This window comes from Mesorhizobium sp. BAC0120, from assembly GCF_033542235.1.
Classification (GTDB): domain Bacteria; phylum Pseudomonadota; class Alphaproteobacteria; order Rhizobiales; family Rhizobiaceae; genus JAWRCU01.
Map to the genome: position 1 here is coordinate 146,119 of NZ_JAWRCU010000014.1, position 21,935 is coordinate 168,053.

The following is a 21,935-nucleotide window of genomic DNA, read 5'->3' on the forward strand; positions in this document are numbered from 1 at the left end:
CGGGTGTCTTGTCAGACAAAAATTAGTTTGACAAGTATGGAAATTAGTTTGACAAATTTCCCATTCCTGGCAAGCGTTGGCAGGCTGTCTCGCAAGAGGTGAGCTGCAAGGGAGAGAGCGCCGGTGCCAGATTTTCCGATCATCGATACGCATCTGCACGTCTGGGATCAGACGCGGCTGAAATACAGCGCGTTCGAGGGTAGCCCGCTTTTTGGCCATCCCTATCATGTCGAAGATTACCAGAGAGATTGCGGCAATCTGCAGATCGAGGCGATGGTCTTTCTCGAATGCTACGCCGATTTCTGGGAGGGTGGCGGGCAGTACATCGACGAGATCGAGTTCGTCGAGGAAGAGCAGAAACGCGATCCGCGCATCAAGGCGATCATCCCGATGGCGCCGCTCGAATGGGGCAGGCGGGTCGAGCCGATGCTCGAGAAGATGCGCGACGAGCATCCCAGCGTCCGCGGCATCCGCCGCATCATGGAATTTGACGCCAATCCGCGCCAGCTGACGATGAGCGAGGGCTTCATCGAGGGTGTCAATCTGCTCGCGAAGTTCGGATGGTCGTTCGACATCAATCCCAATTACACGCAAATGGATTTCATTCGGGAGTTCGTCCGCCGGGTCAGCGGCGTGCCGATGATCCTCGACCATTGCGGCAAGCCCGGCATCCGCCACGGCAAGATCGACCAGTTCCGCGAAGACATGCAGGACCTGGCGAGGCACCCCGACCTGTGGGTGAAACTTTCCGATCTGCCGCCCTACGCCAGCGAGAATTGGACGGAGGAAGAGTTGCGGCCCTACATCGAGGCGACGCTGGATGCCTTCGGGCCCGAGCGCACCATCTATGCGGGCGATTATCCGATCCTGCTGCAGGCAACCAGCATGACCGAGTGGGTCGCGGTGCTGGACAACGCATTTGCCGATCTCGGGCTCAGCGAATCCGAAACGCGCAAGATCTACCGCGATAACGCCAACATGTTCTACCGACTCGGGCTATAGCGCGACGCCCGAGCCACGATGAGCAAGATCGCCATGGGAACGCTCTCAAGCGGAACTCCGATCAGGGACGCCTTCTCCGAAGCCGTCGAGGCCGAACGCGAGCCTGAGGCAAGAGACTTCGGCGGCGGGGCGCTGGATCGCCGGTCGATCGCGGAACAGGTCGCCAGCAGAATTCTGGCGATGATAAAATCCGGCAATCTCAAATCCGGCGACAGGCTACCGACCGAGCAGCAAATGTCGATCGCTTTCGGGATTTCACGGCCACCGTTACGCGAAGCTTTGAAGGCGCTGACCCTGATGGGCGTGCTGATGAGTCGGCAAGGCGGCCGCTACACGGTTACGGATCTTTCTCCAGGCCGGCTGGTCGCGCCATTCAACACCATGCTGTCGGTTGCCGACGCTGATGTGCATCAGCAGTTCGAGACCCGGACCGTGGTCGATCTCGAGCTCGTTCGGCTGTGCGCAGAGCGGGCTTCGCCAGAGCTGCGCAAGCGCATCCTCAAGCTTGCCGTGGATGGTCGCGCCTTCGAGCACGATCCCGTGGCCTTCCGGCTGCTGGATATCGAATTCCACCAGGCGATAAACCAGGGCGCCGGCAATGCGCTTCTCTCTGCGCTCTCCCAGGTGCTGTACGACCTCGGATTGGATGTGCGCCGCACCGCCAGCGAGGTTCCGGGCGTCATCGCCAAAAGCGTGAAGCAGCACATTGCCGTTGCCGACGCGCTGTTGGCGAGGGATGCTGCGGCGGCCGTCGCCGCCTATCGCGCTCACCTGGAACATGTGCGCGACTCGACCATCATGGCGATCGCCAAACGACCATAGGATCCAAATGCCAGAACGAATTGCCTTCCGCATGAACCTGTTTCCGGGCCAGGCGGCCGAATACGAGAAGCGCCATGACGAGATATTTCCCGACCTTGTCGACGCCCTCAAAGAGGCCGGCGTGTCGGACTATTCGATCTGGCTCGACCCTGAAACCAACCACCTGTTCGGCATTCTTACGCGCAGCGACGATCACAAAATGGACCGACTGCCCGATACGGAAGTGATGAAGCGCTGGTGGAAGTACATGGCCGATATCATGCAGACGCATCCCGACGACGTGCCTGTGCAGGTGCCGCTCAAGCGCGTGTTCTATTTGCCATGAGCTCGACGTTCCGTATCAAGGACGTACGTGTCTACAACGTCAGGCCCAGCGAGAAGGCCGGAACATACTTCAGATCCGGAGAGAGCCGGCACTGGCTGGTCGACAGCCTCATCTCCAACCCCATGTCCGGCCATGCGAGATATCGGGAAAAGCGGTCGAGCTGGGGCATCGGCGTGCTGGGCGCCATCGTGGTCGAGATCGAAACCGATGACGGCACGGTCGGCGTCGCGACCGGCTCAGGCGGCGTCCCGGCGGCCTGGCTGATCAGGCATCATTTCGCCCGTTTCCTCATCGGCGAGGATGCGCGCAAGACCAATATGCTGTGGGACCAGCTCTATCGCGCATCACTGCCCTACGGACGCAAGGGCGTGCCGATCATGGCCATCAGCGCGGTGGACCTGGCGCTCTGGGACCTGATCGGCAAGGTGCGCCGCGAGCCGGTCTACAACCTTATCGGCGGCCTGGCCCGCGACGAGATAACCTTCTATTGCACCGGTCCGGCTCCGGATGCCGTCAAGGCCTTGGGTTTCTGGGGCGCCAAGGTGCCGCTTCCCCACAGCCATTTCGACGGCGAAGAAGGACTGGCCAGAAACGTGCAGTTCCTGACGGAGCACCGCGCGGCCGTCGGTCCGGATTTTCCGCTCATGGTCGACTGCTACATGTCGCTCACGGTCGATTACGCGATCCGCCTCGCCGAAGCCTGCAAGCCGCTCGCCATCCATTGGTGGGAAGAGGTGCTCTCGCCCGATGACGTCGAGGGCTTTCGCGCCATCAAGCAGGCACATCCGACCATCAAGTGGACGACGGGGGAGCATGAATACACCCGGTATGGATTCCGGCGGCTGATAGAGGAACGCACCCTCGACATCGTCCAGCCCGACGTCATGTGGGTCGGGGGACTAACCGAGCTCATAAGGATCGCCGCGCACGCCTCGGCCTACGACATCCCGGTCGTGCCACACGGCAGCGGCCCCTATTCGTATCATTTCATCGCCAGCCAGGCCGGGCCAGCCTTCTGCGAATATGTTGCCGCCAGCCCGGACGGCCGTTCCATCGCCCCCGTTTTCGGCGATCTCCTGGAAGGTGAGCCGATGCCGCAGAATGGCAAGCTGAGACTCTCCGACGCACCTGGATTCGGCATGACGCTTGCCGACCGCGCCGCACTGGAAATCGTTTCGTGATCGGACTTGACGTTTGACGGTCACGAACGAACCGGCTCGAGAAAGGAAATGTCACCCGGGTCACTGGCGCCGGCAACGGCATAGGGCGACCCTGCGCGACCGTCACCGACAGGGCGGCGCCCGCGTCGCGCTCACGAGGCGGCGGCTCGCCCGCTTCCGGCAATGCGCGCGCACCGAGGCGGGGGCATCCTCCACATTGCTTCGTAGGCCGGCGTTTCACTGCAGCCTGTGAGCGGACAGAACCTGCCGTGCGGAGAGGCCGATCGTCCAAGGTCAGGTCGAAGCCTGTCTTTCCGATTTCCGAGCGCTGGTTGGCGTCTTGACAAGTTGCACTCACGGCCTCGCTGGTCGTGAAACTCTTGGCCGAACGGAAATTCACAACCTCGCGATACCCTCTCACACTTGCAATTTTCCCCCACATCCCCTATTTCCATCGTAAATTCTTGGTCGGTATGACGAAGAGTGGGTCCCCCGGGTCCCGCTCTTTTTTATTACCGCCGCTGGAGACTTGATGAACGCCACGGCAGCTGTCGATATGAATGACGACCGCATCGTCCGCGAAAGCGGCACTGATGCGCGCATTGCGTCGATCGTCGGGCCGGTGCTTCGCGCCATGGGCTTCCGCCTGGTGCGGGTCCGACTCACTTCGCAGAACGGGCTCACCCTGCAGATCATGGCCGAGCGCGAAGACGGTACGATGACCGTCGAGGATTGCGAGGAGGTGAGCAGGGCTGTCTCGCCGGCTCTCGACGTTGAGGACCCGGTCGATAAGGCCTATCATCTGGAAATCTCGTCGCCCGGCATCGATCGCCCGCTGGTGCGCAAGTCGGATTTCAAGGCTGCGCTCGGCCATCTGGTGAAGCTCGAGACCTCGATCCTCGTCGGCGACCGCAAGCGCTTTCGCGGCAAGATCGCCGAGGTTGACGAGGACGGATTCGTCATCGAGCGCGACGTGCCGGCCTATGGTGAAGAGCCGTCGACGCGCGTGCCGTTCGAGGCCGTCGCCGAGGCGAGATTGGTGCTGACCGACGATCTTATCCGCGCCGCCCTCAAAGAGGACAAGAAGGCACGGCAGGACCGCAAGAAAGAACGCAGGGCCCCGAAGGGCAGCGAAGACCACGATGCCGGCAACACGCCCGGCGAAGAACAGGACGATTGATTTTCAGCGAGGCAGGCTGAGCCGCCTCGCCAAGGGAGACCAAAATGGTAGTCAGTGCAAACAGGCTGGAGCTTCTGCAGATCGCCGATGCGGTCGCCCGCGAAAAGGCGATCGACAAGACCATCGTGATTTCCGCGATGGCCGATGCGATCCAGAAGGCGGCGCGCGCCCGCTACGGCCAGGAGACCAACATCCGCGCGGACATCAACCCGAATACGGGCGAAATGAAGCTGCAGCGCCTGATGGAAGTGGTCGAGAACGTCGAAGACTTCGCCAAGCAGATTTCGGTGCAGGATGCGCGGCTACGCAACCCGGACGCGCAGGTCGGCGATTTCATCGCCGAGCAGCTGCCGCCGATGGATTTCGGCCGCATCGCCGCCCAGTCGGCCAAGCAGGTGATCGTGCAGAAGGTGCGCGAGGCCGAGCGCGACCGTCAGTATGAGGAATACAAGGACCGTATCGGCGAGATCGTCAACGGCACCGTGAAGCGCGTCGAATACGGCAATGTGATCGTCGATCTCGGCCGCGGCGAGGCGATCATCCGCCGCGACGAGCTGATCCCGCGCGAGAATTTCAAGTATGGCGACCGCGTGCGCGCCTATGTCTATGACGTGCGCCGCGAGCAGCGCGGCCCGCAGATCTTCCTGTCGCGCACGCATCCGCAGTTCATGGCGAAGCTCTTCACCATGGAGGTGCCGGAGATCTATGACGGCATCATCGAGATCAAGTCGGTCGCCCGCGACCCGGGCTCGCGCGCCAAGATCGCGGTGATCTCGCGCGATAGCTCGATCGATCCAGTCGGCGCCTGCGTCGGCATGCGCGGCAGCCGCGTCCAGGCAGTGGTCGGCGAGCTGCAGGGCGAGAAGATCGACATCATCCCGTGGTCGCAGGACGCGGCATCCTTCATCGTCAACGCGCTGCAGCCGGCGGAAGTCGCCAAGGTGGTGCTGGACGAGGATGCTGAACGCATCGAGGTGGTCGTTCCCGACGATCAGCTTTCGCTTGCGATCGGCCGTCGTGGCCAGAACGTGCGGCTTGCCTCGCAACTCACCGGCTGGGACATCGACATCCTCACCGAGCAGGAAGAGTCCGAGCGCCGCCAGAAGGAGTTCGCCGAGCGCTCGAAGCTCTTCATGGGGGCGCTCAACGTCGACGAGATGGTCGGACAGGTGCTCGCCTCGGAAGGCTTCACCAGTGTCGAGGAGGTCGCCTATGTCGATTCCGACGAGATCTCTTCGATCGACGGCTTCGACGAGGAAACCGCATCCGAGATCCAGTCGCGCGCCCGCGACTATCTGGAGAAGATCGAGGCCGAGCACGACTCCAAGCGCAAGGAGCTCGGCGTCAAGGACGAGCTGCGCGAGATCCCGGGCATGACGACTGCCATGATGGTCGCGCTCGGCGAGGACGGCGTGAAGACAGTCGAGGACTTCGCCGGCTATGCCGTCGACGACCTTGTCGGCTGGAAGGAGCGCAAGGACGGCGAGACCAAGGTCTACCCGGGCGTGCTCGCCAATTTCGGCGTCTCGCGCGCCGATGCCGAGCAGATGGTCATGGCGGCGCGGCTCAAGGCAGGCTGGATCAGTGAAGAGGATCTCGCCGCCGAAGCCGAGGAGCCGGTCGAAGAGGAGGCTGCCGGTGCGTGACATGAGCGCGCGCCGGGCCGGAGAAGTTCGTGGACGAGATGAACGATCGCACATGCATCGTCACGCGCAAGGCAGGCGCGGCGGATGATCTGATCCGCTTCGTCGTCGGGCCGGATTCGGCCCTCGTTCCCGATCTGAAAGGAAATCTGCCCGGCCGCGGTTGCTGGGTCACGGCCGATCGCCTACATGTGGATCGCGCGGCCCAGAGGAAGCTCTTTGCGCGTGCGCTCAAGGCTGAAGTAAAGGTTCCCGCCGATCTGGGCGAGATGGTCGATCGGCTGCTTGCCAAGGGAGCGCTCGGTGCGCTGGGGCTGGCTCGCAAGGCTGGAGCGGTTGCAATGGGCGCCGCCAAGGTCGAGGCGGCGGTCCGATCGGGCGAGGCGCTCGCTGTGCTGCATGCCTTTGAAGCCTCGCCGGACGGCGTGCGCAAGATTACGCAGGCGCGGCGCGCAACGGCGCTGATCGGCGGGCCGCAAATTCTGGCCTACAAACTTTTTTCGGAAGCCGAAATCGGTTTGGCATTGGGCGGGGCAAATGTGATACATGCTGCCGTTCTCGCGGGCGACGCGGGCAGGGCGGCGCTCAGGCGCCTCGTCGCGCTTGACCGTTACCGGGGCGGCACTCCGGATGAGCAGGCAACAGGTGCGGCAGTTGCCGATGAAGAATTGGCCGCAGAGGATACGGAATGAGCGATACGAAGACGGGTGACGAAAAGACGCTGAGCGTCAACACCAAGAAGACGCTGACGCTGAAGCGCCCCGGCATGGAGCAGGGCACTGTCCGGCAGAACTTTTCGCACGGCCGCGTGAAGTCCGTCGTCGTCGAGACGAAGAAGCGTAAGTTCGCCCGGCCGGACGAGAAGCCCGAAGCCGCGCCGGCTGTTTCGCTGTTCAAGCCGAAGGCTCCGGCAGTGACGCCTCAGCCACAGGAAAAGGCACACGAACCTCCCAAGGCGCCGCCGCCGCAGGCGCCCGAGCGCTCGGGCATGGTGCTGACAGATCTGTCGAGCGAGGAGATCGAGGCGCGCCGTCGGGCCCTCGAAGGCTCGAAGGCACGCGAGGTCGAGGAGCGCCGCCGCGCAGCCGAGGACGCCAAGCGCCGCGCCGAGGAAGAAGAGCGCCGCCGCCGCGAGCGCGAGGAATCCGCGCGCCGCCAGGCCGAGGAAGAGGCGCGCATTCTTGCCGAGGCTGAGGCGCGCCGCCGCTCTGAGGAAGAAGCGCGCCGCCGGACGCCTCAGGCGGATGCCGCGCCGGCTGCCGAGGAAGAGGAAGAGGAACGTCGTCCGGTTGCTCGCGGGCCGGTGAAGCGTATCGTCAAGCCGGAGGTCGCCAAGCCTGTCAAGGCCAAGGGTGAGGAAGATCGCCGCCGGGGCAACAAGCTGACGCTCAACCGCGCGCTGTCCGATGACGATGCGCCGGGCCGCTCGCTGTCCTCGATGCGACGCCGCCAGGAGAAATTCAAGCGGGCGATGCACCAGGAGCCTCGCGAGAAGATCTCGCGCGAGGTGGTGCTGCCCGAGACGATCACCATCCAGGATCTGGCGGGCCGCATGTCGGAACGCGCTGTCGACGTCGTCAAATTCTTCATGAAGCAGGGCCAGATCATGAAGCCCGGCGACGTGATCGACGCCGACACCGCCGAGCTGATCGCCAGCGAGTTCGGCCACACCGTCAAGCGTGTTGCGGAGTCCGATATCGAGGAGGGTCTGTTCAACCTCACCGACAATCCGGAAGATCTTGAGCCGCGGCCCCCGGTGGTCACCATCATGGGCCACGTCGACCACGGCAAGACCTCGCTGCTCGATGCGATCCGCAACGCCAATGTCGTGGCGGGCGAGGCCGGTGGCATCACCCAGCATATCGGCGCCTATCAGGTCGAGAAGAACGGACAGAAGATCACCTTCATCGACACGCCCGGCCACGCTGCCTTCACGGCGATGCGTGCCCGCGGCGCGCAGGCGACGGATATCGCCGTGCTGGTCGTTGCGGCCGATGACAGCGTCATGCCGCAGACGGTGGAATCCATCAACCACGCGAGAGCGGCGGGTGTGCCGATTATCGTGGCGATCAACAAGATCGACAAGCCGTCGGCCAACCCGCAGAAGGTGCGCACGCAATTGCTGCAGCACGAGGTCGTGGTCGAGGAAATGGGCGGCGAGACGCTGGACGTCGAGGTGTCGGCCGTCAAGGGCACCAATCTCGACAAGCTGCTCGAGGCTATCCTGCTCCAGGCGGAGCTGCTTGACCTCAAGGCTAACCCCGACCGCCCTGCCGAGGGCGTGATTATCGAGGCAAAGCTGGACAAGGGCCGCGGTCCGGTGGCGACCGTGCTCGTCCAGGCCGGCTCGCTGATGCCGGGCGATATCTTGGTCGCCGGCAACGAGTGGGGCCGCGTGCGCGCGCTGATCAACGACCGCGGGGAGCACATTCCCGAGGCGCTGCCGTCGATGCCGGTCGAGATCCTCGGCCTGCAGGGAACGCCGCAGGCGGGCGACCGCTTCGCCGTCGTCACCAACGAGGCACGCGCCCGCGAGGTCACCGAGTACCGTCAGCGGCTCGCCCGCGAGAAGGCGGTCGCCAAGCACGTCGGCCAGCGCGGCTCGCTCGAGCAGATGATGTCGCAGCTTCAGACCGCCGGCGTGAAGGAGTTCCCGCTCGTCATCAAGGGCGACGTGCAGGGCTCGATCGAGGCGATCGTCAATGCGCTGGACAAGCTCGGCACCGACGAGGTGCGCGCCCGTATCGTCCATTCGGGCGCCGGGGCGATCACCGAAACCGACGTCTCGCTGGCCGAGACATCGGGCGCGGCGATCATCGGCTTCAACGTGCGTGCCAACGCGCAGGCGCGTGACGCTGCCGAAAAGGCCGGCATCGAGATCCGTTACTACAATATCATCTACAATCTCGTGGATGACGTGAAGGCGGCGATGTCGGGCCTGCTCTCGCCGGAGCGGCGCGAAACCTTCCTCGGCAATGCCGAGATCCTCGAGGTGTTCAACATCACGAAGGTCGGCAAGGTGGCCGGTTGCCGTGTCACCGAAGGCAAGGTCGAGCGCGGCGCGGGCGTACGCCTGATCCGCGACCACGTCGTCATCCACGAGGGCACGCTGAAGACGCTCAAGCGCTTCAAGGACGAGGTCGCCGAGGTGCCCGTCGGCCAGGAATGCGGCATGGCCTTCGCCAATTACGAAGACATCCGTGCAGGCGACGTCATCGAGTGCTATCGCGTCGAAATGGTGACGCGCACTCTTTAAGCGCGAACGTTGGCGATCCCTCTGGGGCGATCGCATATGCAGGCGCGGCGCCGGTGTCTCCCTCCCCCTTGTGGGGAGGGATTCAGGGTGGGGGTCCGACGCGCGCCAATCCAAGCCGGAGATGCCGTCTGCTTCAGCCAACCTCGCAGGGTATTCGCCTGGGCACCCCCACCCTGAATCCCTCCCCACAAGGGGGAGGGGGGCACTGGCGCCGCGCCACAGATACGCACACCAGAGCCGAGCGCCTTTGGCCTTCCGACTGCCGAGGTTTTGGGCCATGGTGGCCGAAACTTGCGGCGAGACATCGCCGTTTGATGTGACAGATGAACCACTGGATTGAAAGATGAAGCACGAACGCGCAAGCGGTCCCAGCCAGCGCCAGCTGCGCGTGGGCGAGCAGGTGCGGCACGCGCTGTCGGAGCTGCTGCAGCGCGGGGAAATCCGCGACGACCTTCTGGAGAAGACCGTGGTTTCGATCTCGGAGGTGCGGATGTCGCCTGATCTGAAGGTGGCGACCGCTTTCGTCGCGCCGCTCGGCGCGGCGGACGACGAAGCCGTCGTCGAGGCGTTCAATCGCAACGCCCGGTTCATCCGCGGCCGCATGGGCCCGGCGCTCAGGCAGATGAAATACATGCCCGAGTTTCGCTTTCGGCTCGACACGAGCTACGACAATTTCGCAAAGATCGATCGGCTCTTGCGCTCGCCCGAGGTGGCAAGGGATCTGGACAAGGAGAACGGGAATGAGGGCGACGAGTAGGCGCATCGGAGCAGGCTGATGGCACGGCGCGGCAAGAAAAAGGGTCGGCCGGTTTCCGGCTGGGTGGTGCTGGACAAGCCCTTCGGCATGGGCTCAACCGAGGCCGTCTCCAAGGTGAAATGGCTGTTCCAGGCCGACAAGGCCGGTCATGCCGGCACGCTCGACCCGCTCGCCTCGGGCATGCTGCCGATCGCGCTCGGCGAAGCGACGAAGACCGTGCCTTATGTGATGGATGGCGCCAAGGTCTACCGCTTCACCGTCGCCTGGGGCGAGGAGCGCTCGACCGACGACCTCGAGGGCCATGTCACCAAGAGCTCCGAGCGCCGGCCCGACGAAGCTGAAATCCGTGCGCTGCTGCCGAAATATACCGGCATCATCATGCAGACGCCGCCGCAATTCTCCGCCGTCAAGATCGACGGCGCCCGCGCCTATGACCTTGCCCGCGATGGCGAAGCCATCGATATCCCGCCGCGCGAGGTGGAGATCGGCCGCTTCGACCTGATCTCGCATGAGGGCGACCGCACCGTCTTCGAGATCGAATGCGGCAAGGGCACCTATGTGCGCTCATTGGCGCGCGACATGGGTCGCGACCTCGCTTCCTTCGGCCATATCGCCGAGTTGAGGCGCGAGGAGGTCGAACCGTTCACGCCGGACGACCTGGTCACGGTGAGCGAGCTGGAGGAAGCCTTGCAGCGGGATCAAGAAAGCGAGAATCGCTTCGCCTCCATCGACGAACTCATCGTCGAGACGGCGGCCGCGCTCGAATATTTGCCGCAGATCGCGGTGACCGACGATGCCGCTTCGCGCATCCGGCTTGGCAACGCGGTCATCATTCGCGGCCGCGATGCCCCGATCGAAGCGGAGGAAGCCTGCGCCACCGCCCGCGGCAGGCTCATCGCCATCGGCGCGATCGAGGCCGGCATGTTCAAGCCGAAACGGGTTTTCGCAGGCTGACGAAAACTCAATGAAACCCGTCCAACCCGAGGGGCTGCAGAACGAGAGCCGCAGGAGGGTGCAATCGCCGCACCGCTCACCGGTGGGCGCCCCGCCCGGCACGCTGGTCGCCGACCCGAATGCGATCCAGTCGGCGCTGAGCCTGACGGTCATATCGCCGGAGGAATGCAGGTTCTACACCGACGTCACTCTGGCGGATGTCGAGCGGGTCTGCGGCGAATGGCCAGTGGTCTGGCTCGACTGCGTCGGGCTGGGCAATATCGAGCTGATCTCCGAGATCGGCCGCATCTTCGGGCTGCACACCCTGGCGCTGGAAGATACCGTCAACACGGGACAGCGCGCCAAGGTCGATTTCTTCGAGGACTACGCCTTTGTCGTCCTGAAGATGATCGACGATACTGTCGAGTACCGCTACGAGCAGATATCCATCTTCTTCGGAGAGAATTTCGTCATCACCTTCCAGGAGCGGCGCGGCGATCCCTTCAATCCGGTGCGCAAGCGGATCGGGGTCAGCAACCCGAGCAGGCTGCGCTCCCGCAAGGCCGACTATCTCGCATATGCCCTGATCGACTCGCTCATCGACAGCTACTTCGCTCCCGTGGAGGAGATCGACGAGAAGATCGATGTGATCGAGGAGGAAATGATCGGGCAGCCGCAAAAGGATCAGGTGCGCCGGCTGCACGAACTCCGACGCAACGTCATCACGCTCAAGGCGTCGCTGTTTCCTGTTCGCGACGCGATAGCAGGGCTGGTCCGCGCCGAAGCGCCATTCGTGAGCGCCGAAACCAAGGTCTATTTCAACGACACGCTGGACCATGCGATCACCCTTATCCAGATGGTCGAAACCCAACGCGACATGCTGACCGGGCTGATCGACATGCACCTGTCGCTCTCGCAGGCGCGCACCAACGAGATCATCTCCTTCCTGACGATCGTTTCATCGATCTTCATCCCTTTGACATTCATCGTCGGCATCTGGGGCATGAATTTCGATCCGAAATCATCGCCATGGAACATGCCGGAACTCTATGCTTACTATGGCTATCCTGCGGCGCTGGGCCTGATGGCTCTGATTGCACTCGGTCTAGTCGCTTTTTTCCGCTGGAAGAAATGGCTGTGACTTGCTTGGGCACGGGCGAGGGCGGCTAAACTTATTCGTCGAACCATCTTTCTATTCGGATGGTTTTGGACTATATGCGCCGCATCATTGCGCTTTGCGCTTTGTTCACCGGCCCCCGCTGGACGACATCCCGGCCGTGGGCGTCATGTTTCCTGCATATCGAGAAAGGAAAGCACGATGTCGATTACTGCTGAGCGCAAGAAGGAATTGCTGGCGGAATTTGCGACTGCCACGGGCGACACAGGCTCGCCGGAAGTCCAGGTCGCCATACTGTCCGAGCGCATCAAGAACCTCACCGAGCATTTCAAGGACCACAAGAAGGACAATCACTCCAGGCGTGGTCTTCTGAAGCTCGTATCGCAGCGCCGCCGCCTTCTGGACTATCTGAAGTCCAAGGAAGAGGCGCGCTACCAGGCACTGATCGACAGGCTCGGTCTGCGCCGTTAAAATTGAAGATCGGCGGGCGTTCCACCGGACGCCCGCCGGTTTCACATCCGGGCCGGCCGTCGGTCTGCCCAACCGGTTCCAGGCCGTAGGGGCGGTTCGGAATCGCCCGTGGACCAGTCATGGGGCAGGATTGCCGGTGGCTCGTGGCGCAAGGCGCCCCTGGGAACGAGCCCTCAGCTGTCTTGCCCGTGGCTAGTCTGGGAGCCGTGAAGGGCGACGGCGACGTCGCTCTGATGGTTCCGAAACAGGAAGGCAGGGTTTTGCCGGCGGGTCAGAGAGCCGCCGCGGGCCGGCCGTCCAAGAAGCCGAGGGAAGCCCGGCGCAATGGCTGAAGCCTGCGCGGGCTGTTCCCGCATATGAAGGACAAGATATGTTCAATCACCACAAAGTGGAAATCGAATGGGGCGGCCGTCCGCTCATCCTCGAGACCGGCAAGATCGCCCGCCAGGCTGACGGCGCCGTGCTTGCGACCTATGGCGAGACCGTCGTCCTCGCCACCGTCGTCTCGGCGAAGGAGCCGAAGCCGGGCCAGGACTTCTTTCCGCTCACCGTCAACTATCAGGAAAAGACCTACGCCGCCGGCAAGATCCCGGGCGGCTACTTCAAGCGCGAAGGCCGGCCGAGCGAGAACGAGACGCTGACGTCGCGCCTGATCGACCGGCCGATCCGCCCGCTCTTCGCCGAAGGCTACAAGAACGACACGCAGGTCATCGTCACCGTCATGCAACATGACCTGGAGAACGATCCGGATATCGTGGCGATGGTCGCCGCCTCCGCTGCGCTCACCCTTTCCGGCGTTCCCTTCATGGGCCCGATCGGCGGCGCCCGCGTCGGCTATATCAAGGGCGAGTATGTGCTCAACCCGCATATCGACGAGATGCCGGAATCGAAGCTCGACCTCGTTGTCGCCGGCACCAGCGACGCCGTCCTGATGGTCGAATCCGAGGCACAGGAGCTCGACGAGCAGACCATGCTCGGCGCCGTCATGTTCGGCCACCGCGGCTTCCAGCCGGTGATCGACGCCATCATCAAGCTGGCCGAAGTCGCAGCCAAGGAGCCGCGCGAGCACAATCCCGAGAAGCTCGACGAGCTCGAAAGCGAGATCCTCGCCGTTGCCGAGGCCGACCTTCGCGAGGCCTACAAGATCACCGACAAGCAGGCGCGTTACGCCGCTGTCGATGCCGTCAAGGCCAAGGTCAAGGAGCATTTCACGCCCGCCGAGGGCGAAGAGCCGAAATGGGCTGCCGACCAGGTCGCAACCGTGTTCAAGGAGTTGCAGGCCAAGATCGTCCGCTGGAACATTCTCGACCAAGGTGCCCGCATCGACGGCCGCGACCTGAAGACGGTTCGCCCGATCGTGGCCGAGGTCGGCGTGCTGCCGCGCACTCATGGTTCGGCGATATTCACCCGCGGCGAGACGCAGGCGATCGTCGTCGCGACGCTCGGCACCGGCGAGGACGAGCAGTATGTCGACGCGCTGACGGGCATGTACAAGGAGACCTTCCTCCTCCACTACAACTTCCCGCCCTTCTCGGTCGGGGAGACCGGCCGGATGGGTTCGCCCGGCCGCCGCGAGATCGGCCACGGCAAGCTCGCCTGGCGCGCCATTCATCCGATGCTGCCTGCCCCGGAGCAATTCCCCTACACGCTCCGCGTCGTCTCGGAGATCACTGAATCGAACGGCTCCTCGTCGATGGCGACCGTCTGCGGCACCTCGCTGGCGCTGATGGATGCCGGCGTGCCGCTTGGCAAGCCAGTCGCCGGCATCGCCATGGGTCTCATCAAGGAAGGCGACCGCTTCGCGGTGCTTTCCGACATTCTCGGCGATGAGGACCATCTCGGCGACATGGACTTCAAGGTGGCCGGCACTGCCGGCGGCATCACCTCGCTGCAGATGGACATCAAGATCAGCGGCATCACCGCGGAGATCATGCGCGTTGCGCTCGATCAGGCCAAAGACGGCCGCATCCACATTCTCGGCGAGATGTCGAAGGCGATTACCGAAAGCCGCACGGAACTCGGCGAGTTCGCGCCGCGTATCGAGGTCATGCACATCCCGACCGACAAGATTCGCGACGTGATCGGCTCGGGCGGCAAGGTGATCCGCGAGATCGTCGAGAAGACGGGCGCCAAGATCAACATCGAGGACGACGGCACGGTGAAGATCGCATCGTCCAACGCCAAGGAGATCGAGGCGGCACGCAAGTGGATCCACACCATCGTCGCCGAGCCGGAAGTGGGCGAGATCTATGAGGGCACGGTCGTCAAGACCGCAGATTTCGGCGCCTTCGTGAATTTCTTCGGACCGCGCGACGGCCTGGTGCATATCTCCCAGCTCGCCGACCAGCGTGTCGCCAAGACCACCGACGTGGTCAAGGAAGGCGACAAGGTGTTCGTGAAGCTCATGGGCTTCGACGAGCGCGGCAAGGTGCGGCTCTCCATGAAGGTCGTCGATCAGACGACCGGCAAGGAAATCGCCAGGGAAAAGAAGAAGGACGAGACGGAAGAAGAGTCCGTCGCCTGATCGTTTCCGAGGGGATCGGATAGGGAAGGGCGCAGCCGCATGGGTTGCGCCCTTTTCTTTTCGTGAGATTTTCTGACCGATGACAGCGTCCCTTCGCACCCCCCTCTGTCCTGCCGGACATCTCCCCCTCAAGGGGGGAGATTGGCTGTCACTGAGGGTTTCGCCAAACGCCAACGCTGACGGTTGGCGAAATCAATGCGGCCGTCCAATCTCCCCCCTTGAGGGGGAGATGTCCGGCAGGACAGAGGGGGGTACTGTCCCGAAGCCCTATCCGCTGTCGGGCTTAACAGGCAGTCGCGCGGCAGACCCGCTCCCATGAGCACCCCCGCACTCAAGACCCTCTTCCACCCCTTCGAGAGCGGCGCCCTCGACCTGCCGGAACCGCACGCCCGCGTCCTGTTCCTCGGCGCCAAACTCGGCTTCCGAACGCCCGAGGGCTTCACACGCGAGCTCACGGCCGTCCAGGGCTTCCGCCCCGATTTCCTCGCCCTGCAGCGGGAGGGCCTTAAAGTCCTGCCCCATGGCGAAGGGTCCGATTACACGGCTGCGCTCGTCCTATGCGGCCGTCATCGCGGCGAGAACGAGCTGAATGTCGCGGAGGCTCTCGAGCGCGGCTCCGACGGCGCGCTCATCTTGATTGCCGGCAGCAATGACGACGGTGTGGCGAGCCTCGCGAAGCGCATGGGCAAGCTCATCGCGCTCGAAGGACGTTCGCCGAAGCATCATGGTCTCGCCTTCTGGTTCCGCGCCCCGGCCGATCGCTTGGAGATTGCAGCCGCACTGCGGCAGGCGAATGCTACGACCCTCGTCGAGGGACGCTTCGAGACCTCGCCGGGAATGTTTTCGTATGACCGTGTCGATCCCGGCTCCAGGCTCCTCGCCGAGGCGCTGCCGCAGAACCTTTCAGGAAAGGTCGCGGATTTTTGTGCAGGCTGGGGCTACCTGTCGGCCGAGCTTATGCTGCGATCCCCAGGAATCTCCTCGATCGACCTTTACGAGGCCGAGTTTTCGTCCCTTGAAGCTGCGCGGCGGAACGTCAAATCCGAAACCGTTCCCGCCCGATTCTTCTGGCACGACCTTCTCGCCGAGCCCGTCGAACACCACTATGACGCGATCGTCATGAACCCGCCCTTCCATCAAGGCAGGGCAGCGGAACCCGAGATCGGACAGAAGCTGATCGCCCTCGCGGCCAAGGCGCTCACGCGCCGTGGCGTGCTCTTTCTGGTGGCCAACAAGGGGCTGCCTTACGAGAAGGCGCTGACCGCTTCGTTCGAGGAATACCGCCAGATCGCCGGCGACAACGCCTTCAAGGTTTTCGCGGCACGCCGGTAGGGAAGTGCCGGGGACAGTTTACTTTTTTCCGCAGAAAGGCCGTAGCGCTTCAAAGCTGGCGTAAGCGGAAAAAAGTAAACTGTCCCCTGCGCCACGCCCGCAGTCGGAAGCTCAAGCGTGCCCGACCAGCCTCGGCGCAGTCGCGCTGGCGGCAGCAATCTGGTCGATCGTGAGCGGTCCCGGCTTGCCGAACAGATAGCCTTGCACGACGTCGCAGCCGGCGGCTCTGAGCAGCATCGCCTGATTTTCCGTCTCGACGCCCTCGGCGATCGTGTCGACCCCGAGCGCACGCGACAGGCCGACGATGGTGGAGACGACGGCGCCCGTCGAGGAATCGGTGTCGATGCGGCTGACGAAGGAGCGATCGATCTTGAGTTTCCGGAATGAGAAATCGATGAGATAGCTGAGGTTCGAATAGCCGGTGCCGAAATCGTCGACGGCGACCGAGATGCCCATCTCGGCAAGCTCCTTCAGGATCGCCGCCGCGCGTTCGCGGTCCTGCATCATCGCAGTCTCGGTAACCTCCAGCTCCAGGCGCTCGGGCTTGATCCCGGTCGCCTGCATCACCTGCTGCACGGTGGCGATGAAGTCCTTCGTCATGAACTGGACCGGGGAGATGTTCACCGCCACGAAACAGTCCTTGGGCAGGTGCCTGGCGTCGCTGCAGGCGCGTTTGAGAACCCATTTGCCGATCGGCAGGATCATGCCGGTTTCCTCGGCGATCGGAACGAATTCGGTGGGCGGGATCATGCCTCGCTCCGGATGGATCCAGCGGATCAGCGCCTCGTAGCCGACAACCTTGCCTTTCACGAGATCGAGCTGCGGCTGATAATGCAGGTCGAAGTCGCCGCGCAGGAAGGCGGTGTGCAGCTCCGACTCGATCCACTGGCGGTGGTCTGCCACTTGACCCATGTCGGGGTGGAACGCCGACCAATTGCCGATGCCGCTCGCTCGCGCATGCTGGAGCGCCAGGTTCGAACGGCGCAGGAGCAGCACGGGGTCGGTGCCGTCCTTCGGCATGGCGACGATGCCGACAGAGAGATTGACCGACTGCAGGTGAGTGCGCAGCTGGTAGGGCTCCGTCATGGTCTCGATGAGCTGTTCCACAATCCGGTCGATCGGCTTGTCGGTCCTGTCGGGATAGAGAACCGCGAATTCGCTCGCGCCGATGCGCCCGACGACGATGTTTTCGGGCAAGGCTTCCCTGAGCCGCCTGGCAAAGGCCCGGATCAGCTCGTCGCCCTGGCTGAACCCGATTGAATCATTGATGTGCTTGAAGCGATCGATGTCGATGTCGATCAGGAAGACCGGTTCACCCGTCCGGATGGTCCTCGCTGCCGCCTCGGTGATCTTGCCGATCATCGAGACGCGGGCATGCATGCCGGTCAGCTTGTCGAAATGGGTTTCCTTGAAGACATAGTCCGCCGATTCATCGACGCCTGCGAAAAACGAAAGCGCCGCCAGGGCGGCGGCGAGTGCGCAAAGTGCGGCGACGATCGCTCCGACGATATCCGACGGCATGCCGGCGATGCTCCCGCCGAAGCCGAGCTTCATCCCCCAAAGGCCAACGACAAAGCTGCCGAGGCCCGACGCACCGATTGTTATCAGCCGGAAGAGGGGTTTCCGGTGTGGATTGCTCAGAGCTTCCATGAATACCACGCTCACTCTTCGTGAGAGTACTAACAGTGAGCTCCTTAAAATCGGTTTCTGTCGACGAATAGGATTTTATGCAAACGGGGATGGTCAAGATGAGCTTGTATCGGAGCTTTTCAGCTCTTCCAGCGTGGGCATCGAGACGATGTGATAGCCAGAATCCACATAGTGGATTTCGCCTGTGACCCCTGTCGAGAGGTCGGAGAGTAGATAGAGCGCCGCCCCGCCGATCTCCTCCAGCGATACCGTCCGTCTCAAAGGCGAATTGCGCTGCTGGTATGAAAACATATGCCGCGCATCAGAGATGCCGGCGCCCGCCAGGGTGCGCACGGGGCCTGCCGAGATCGCATTGACCCGGATGCCGCGCGGCCCGTAGTCGTTGGCGAGATAGCGCACGCTGGCCTCCAGTCCGGCCTTGGCGACGCCCATCACGTTATAATTCGGCATCACGCGCACCGAACCCGCGTAAGTGAGGGTGAGCATCGAGCCCCCGTTCGGCATCAATGCCGCCGAATGCCGTGCGACCTCCGTGAAGGAGTAGCAGGAGATGACCATCGTCCGGATGAAGTTTTCGCGGCTGGTGTCCGCATAGAGCCCCTTCAGCTCGTTCTTGTCCGAGAAGCCGATCGCGTGGACGATGAAATCGAGGCTGCCCCATTCCGCTTTCAGCGTCTCGAAAGCGGACGCCACGGAGGCGCTGTCCTCCACGTCGCAGGAGAGCACCAGCGACGCGCCCACCTTTTCGGCGAGCGGCTTGACGCGCCGGCCGAACGCCTCGCCCTGATAGGTGAAGGCGAGCGTTGCGCCCTGCTCGGCAAGCTTTTGCGCGATGCCCCAAGCGATCGAATGATCGTTCGCGACGCCCATAATCAGGCCGCGCTTGCTCCTCATCAGCTCGTTCATTGTGTCTCGTTCCTTCGAGCACGATCCCGTCAAGTCGCCGACATTTCGGACAGGATCACGCTTCAAAAACAAAGGGCTGGAGCAGGGTGAATGATCCTGCTCGCATTCATTCTGCTCTAATCGGAGTAGCGCTGGAATACGAGCGTCGCGTTCGTCCCGCCGAAGCCGAAAGAGTTGGACAGCACCGTGTCTATCTTGGCGTCGTCGATCCGTTTGCGAACAATCGGCATGCCTTCAAACTCTGGATCCAGCGTCTCGATATGCGCGCTCTCGCCGATGAACCGGTCCTGCATCATCAGGATGGAGTAGATCGATTCCTGCACGCCCGCGGCTCCGAGCGAATGACCGGTGAGCGACTTGGTCGAGGTGATCGGTGGTATGTCGTTGCCGAACACGCTGCGGATCGCTCCGATTTCCCTGGAATCGCCGATGGGTGTCGAGGTGCCGTGCGTGTTGATGTAGTCGATCGGCTGCTTCACCGTCGCCAGCGCCTGCCTCATGCAGCGCACCGCGCCTTCTCCCGACGGCGCGACCATGTCGAAGCCGTCGGATGTGGCGCCATAGCCGACGAGCTCCGCGTGGATCTTGGCCCCGCGCGCCTTGGCGTGCTCGAGTTCCTCGAGGACCAGCACGCCCGCGCCGCCCGCGATCACGAAGCCGTCACGATCGACGTCATAGGCGCGCGAGGCGGTGCTTGCGCGGTCGTTGAACTTGGTGGTCATGGCCCCCATGGCGTCGAACAGGTTCGACATGGTCCAGTCGAGGTCCTCATGGCCACCGGCAAAGATGATGTCCTGCTTGCCGAGCTGGATGATCTCGTAAGCGTTGCCGATGCAATGCGCCGAGGTCGAGCAGGCGGATGAGATCGAGTAGTTGACGCCGTGGATCTTGAACCAGGTGGCGAGCGTCGCCGACGCCGTCGAGGACATGGCCTTGGGCACGGCGAACGGGCCAATGCGTTTTGGGCTGCCCTTCTCGCGGGTGATGTCGGCCGCCTCAACAATGGTGCGCGTCGAGGGACCACCCGAGCCCATGATGATGCCGGTGCGCTCGTTGGTGATGTCGGTCTCTTCGAGGCCGGCGTCGGCGATGGCCTGTTCCATCGCGATGTGGTTCCACGCGCCGCCCTTGGAAAGGAAGCGGATCGCGCGGCGATCGATCTTGTCGGTCGGGTCGAGCTTCGGGGCGCCCCAGACCTGGCAGCGGAAGCCGTGCGCAGCGAAATCCTCCGAGAAGCTGATGCCCGACTTGGCATCGCGGAGGGATGCACGGACCTCTTCGGCGTTGTCGCCGATCGAAGACACGATGCCGAGGCCCGTGACAACCACACGTTTCATCGCCCGCTCCCTGGTCGCGTTGGACTTTTCAGGCCGCTGCCTGCTTGAACAGACCGACCCTGAGGTCGGTGGCCTTGTATATGGTCTCGCCGTCGGCCTTCAACCATCCGTCGCCGATGCCGAGCACCAACCGGCCGCGCATGACGCGCTTGAAGTCGACGCCATATTCGACCTTTTTGTTGGCCGGCGTCACCATGCCGGTGAACTTCACTTCGCCCGTCGAGAGGGCCCGGCCTTTGCCCGGCTCGCCGAGCCAGCCGAGGAAGAAGCCGCTCATTTGCCAGAGCGCATCGAGCCCAAGGCACCCCGGCATGACCGGGTCCCCGATGAAGTGGCAGGCGAAGAACCAGAGGTCCCGGTGGATGTCGAGTTCGGCGCGGATGTAGCCCTTGTCGAACTCACCGCCGCTGTCACTGATCTCGGTGATGCGGTCGAACATCAGCATCGGCGGGTAGGGAAGTTGGGCGTTGCCGGGACCGAAGAGCTCACCACGTGCACAGGCCAGCAAATCCTCATAGGCGTAGCTGGATTTCTGTTCCTGCATTAACCTCTTCCCTTGTCGCGGCGCGCGCGCTCGAAAATGCGCCTTCGTTTTTGCCGGTCGTATCACAGTATGTTTCGCCGCGGAAACGGCTGTAAGCGCTTATCGTGCGTATCCAGCGCGGTCAATGCGCCGCTATTGATCCGTTTATCGCGACCGAATATATCTCGAACCAGTGAAAAGCCGGCGAAAACGGCCGGTTCAGTGGGACGGACGCTCGTTTCGCCGGCAGTCGGCGAAACTTTTTGTCGGGTTGGAAACTCTTTGCCGGGATGACTGCGCGCGAAAACAAACTATCGGCGATCGATCAGCGGGTGCGCGGCGCGGGCTTGCGCCCGACGCGCCAGCGCGTCGCGCTTGCCGATCTGCTTTTCGCAAAGGGCAACCGCCATCTGACTGCCGAGCAGTTGCACGAGGAAGCGGTCGTGGCCGGCGTCCCGGTCTCGCTCGCGACCGTCTACAACACTTTGCATCAGTTCACGGAAGCGGGCCTGTTGCGCATACTCGCCATCGAAGGGTCCAAGACCTATTTCGACACCAACACGTCGGACCATCACCACTTCTTCATCGAGGGCGAGAACACCGTTTTCGACATTCCCGATGCGCCGGTCCGCGTCTCCAACTTGCCGGAACCGCCAACCGGCATGGAGATCGCCAATGTCGACATCGTCGTTCGGCTGCGCCGCAAGCCAGGCAGATAGCCGTCGGACTCGCCTACTGGAGTACCCCTCAACCGTCTCGGCGCTTCGCGCCGAGCCACCTTCTCCCACAGGGGGAGAAGGGGGAACTTGGCATTTAGTTCGCCGCAAATCTCGAACGTCGGAGATTGGCAGACAGGCAAAATGCAATGCGCCCCCTTCTCCCCTTGTGGGAGAAGCGCAACCATTAGCGGGCGAGATGCTGTTGGGGTGCTTTTCTTATCCATGGAGTGCCGCGCTCGACGACGGCATTGGCGAAGATCAGTAGCTTTCGGGCGCAG

The 21,935-nt window shown here is 63.1% G+C and carries 19 protein-coding genes; 15 read left to right on the forward strand and 4 right to left on the reverse strand.

All coding sequences use genetic code 11. The features are described from left to right. Positions 1-123: 123 nt before the first annotated feature. The 14 genes from SAZ10_RS25945 to SAZ10_RS26010 all read left to right on the forward strand — a co-directional run bounded on the left by SAZ10_RS25945 (position 124) and on the right by SAZ10_RS26010 (position 16,522). Entirely contained in the window at positions 124-1,002 is an 879-nt protein-coding gene (locus SAZ10_RS25945; RefSeq protein WP_318612304.1) for an amidohydrolase family protein, read from the forward strand. 18 nt (positions 1,003-1,020) lie between these two features. Continuing rightward, positions 1,021-1,824, forward strand: a complete 804-nt coding sequence (locus SAZ10_RS25950; RefSeq protein WP_318612306.1) for a FadR/GntR family transcriptional regulator — start codon at positions 1,021-1,023, stop codon at positions 1,822-1,824. Positions 1,825-1,831: 7 nt separating this feature from the next. Further along, the gene (gene rhaM / locus SAZ10_RS25955) at positions 1,832-2,149 is read left to right on the forward strand and encodes an L-rhamnose mutarotase (protein ID WP_318612307.1); all 318 of its coding nucleotides are present in this window, start codon (positions 1,832-1,834) and stop codon (positions 2,147-2,149) included. Further along, the gene (gene rhmD, locus SAZ10_RS25960; RefSeq protein ID WP_318612308.1) at positions 2,146-3,330 is read left to right on the forward strand and encodes an L-rhamnonate dehydratase; all 1,185 of its coding nucleotides are present in this window, start codon (positions 2,146-2,148) and stop codon (positions 3,328-3,330) included. The genes rhaM and rhmD overlap by 4 nt, the downstream gene beginning before the upstream one ends. A 511-nt stretch (positions 3,331-3,841) precedes the next feature. After that, complete coding sequence (rimP, locus tag SAZ10_RS25965; protein WP_318612309.1) at positions 3,842-4,489, forward strand: ribosome maturation factor RimP; 648 nt, start codon at positions 3,842-3,844, stop codon at positions 4,487-4,489. A 44-nt stretch (positions 4,490-4,533) separates the two neighbouring features. Further along, positions 4,534-6,135 carry a transcription termination factor NusA gene (gene nusA, locus SAZ10_RS25970; protein ID WP_318612310.1) on the forward strand — a complete coding sequence of 534 codons (1,602 nt, stop codon included), beginning with the start codon at positions 4,534-4,536 and terminating at the stop codon, positions 6,133-6,135. A 38-nt stretch (positions 6,136-6,173) separates the two neighbouring features. Beyond that, complete coding sequence (locus SAZ10_RS25975; protein ID WP_318612328.1) at positions 6,174-6,824, forward strand: RNA-binding protein; 651 nt, start codon at positions 6,174-6,176, stop codon at positions 6,822-6,824. Then, entirely contained in the window at positions 6,821-9,388 is a 2,568-nt protein-coding gene (infB, locus tag SAZ10_RS25980; RefSeq protein ID WP_318612311.1) for a translation initiation factor IF-2, read from the forward strand. The genes SAZ10_RS25975 and infB overlap by 4 nt, the downstream gene beginning before the upstream one ends. Positions 9,389-9,731: 343 nt before the next feature. Next, positions 9,732-10,145 carry a 30S ribosome-binding factor RbfA gene (gene rbfA / locus SAZ10_RS25985; RefSeq protein WP_318612312.1) on the forward strand — a complete coding sequence of 138 codons (414 nt, stop codon included), beginning with the start codon at positions 9,732-9,734 and terminating at the stop codon, positions 10,143-10,145. A gap of 18 nt (positions 10,146-10,163) precedes the next feature. Next, complete coding sequence (truB, locus tag SAZ10_RS25990) at positions 10,164-11,099, forward strand: tRNA pseudouridine(55) synthase TruB (protein WP_318612313.1); 936 nt, start codon at positions 10,164-10,166, stop codon at positions 11,097-11,099. Between the two features lie 10 nt (positions 11,100-11,109). Continuing rightward, a complete protein-coding gene (gene corA, locus SAZ10_RS25995; RefSeq protein ID WP_318612314.1) occupies positions 11,110-12,219 on the forward strand; it encodes a magnesium/cobalt transporter CorA in 1,110 nt (369 codons plus the stop codon). 177 nt (positions 12,220-12,396) lie between these two features. After that, positions 12,397-12,666, forward strand: coding sequence for a 30S ribosomal protein S15 (gene rpsO / locus SAZ10_RS26000; RefSeq protein ID WP_318612315.1), 270 nt, complete (start codon positions 12,397-12,399; stop codon positions 12,664-12,666). Positions 12,667-13,036: 370 nt separating this feature from the next. Continuing rightward, positions 13,037-15,190: a polyribonucleotide nucleotidyltransferase gene (gene pnp, locus SAZ10_RS26005; protein WP_318612316.1), complete on the forward strand. Its 2,154-nt coding sequence runs from the start codon at positions 13,037-13,039 to the stop codon at positions 15,188-15,190. 315 nt (positions 15,191-15,505) lie between these two features. Next, complete coding sequence (locus SAZ10_RS26010; protein WP_318612317.1) at positions 15,506-16,522, forward strand: class I SAM-dependent methyltransferase; 1,017 nt, start codon at positions 15,506-15,508, stop codon at positions 16,520-16,522. A 111-nt stretch (positions 16,523-16,633) separates the two neighbouring features. Here the strand turns inward: SAZ10_RS26010 and SAZ10_RS26015 are convergent, their stop codons facing one another. From SAZ10_RS26015 to fabA, 4 genes are all read right to left on the reverse strand, one after another. Then, positions 16,634-18,172, reverse strand: a complete 1,539-nt coding sequence (locus SAZ10_RS26015; protein ID WP_318612318.1) for a bifunctional diguanylate cyclase/phosphodiesterase — start codon at positions 18,170-18,172, stop codon at positions 16,634-16,636. A gap of 93 nt (positions 18,173-18,265) precedes the next feature. Continuing rightward, positions 18,266-19,078 carry an enoyl-ACP reductase FabI gene (fabI, locus tag SAZ10_RS26020; protein ID WP_318612320.1) on the reverse strand — a complete coding sequence of 271 codons (813 nt, stop codon included), beginning with the start codon at positions 19,076-19,078 and terminating at the stop codon, positions 18,266-18,268. A gap of 116 nt (positions 19,079-19,194) precedes the next feature. Continuing rightward, positions 19,195-20,415, reverse strand: coding sequence for a beta-ketoacyl-ACP synthase I (gene fabB / locus SAZ10_RS26025; RefSeq protein WP_318612321.1), 1,221 nt, complete (start codon positions 20,413-20,415; stop codon positions 19,195-19,197). A gap of 28 nt (positions 20,416-20,443) precedes the next feature. Then, complete coding sequence (fabA, locus tag SAZ10_RS26030) at positions 20,444-20,959, reverse strand: 3-hydroxyacyl-[acyl-carrier-protein] dehydratase FabA (protein ID WP_318612323.1); 516 nt, start codon at positions 20,957-20,959, stop codon at positions 20,444-20,446. 269 nt (positions 20,960-21,228) lie between these two features. On the opposite strand from fabA, the gene irrA reads away from it, so the two are divergent. Further along, positions 21,229-21,657, forward strand: a complete 429-nt coding sequence (gene irrA, locus SAZ10_RS26035; protein ID WP_318612324.1) for an iron response transcriptional regulator IrrA — start codon at positions 21,229-21,231, stop codon at positions 21,655-21,657. Positions 21,658-21,935 lie beyond the last annotated feature (278 nt).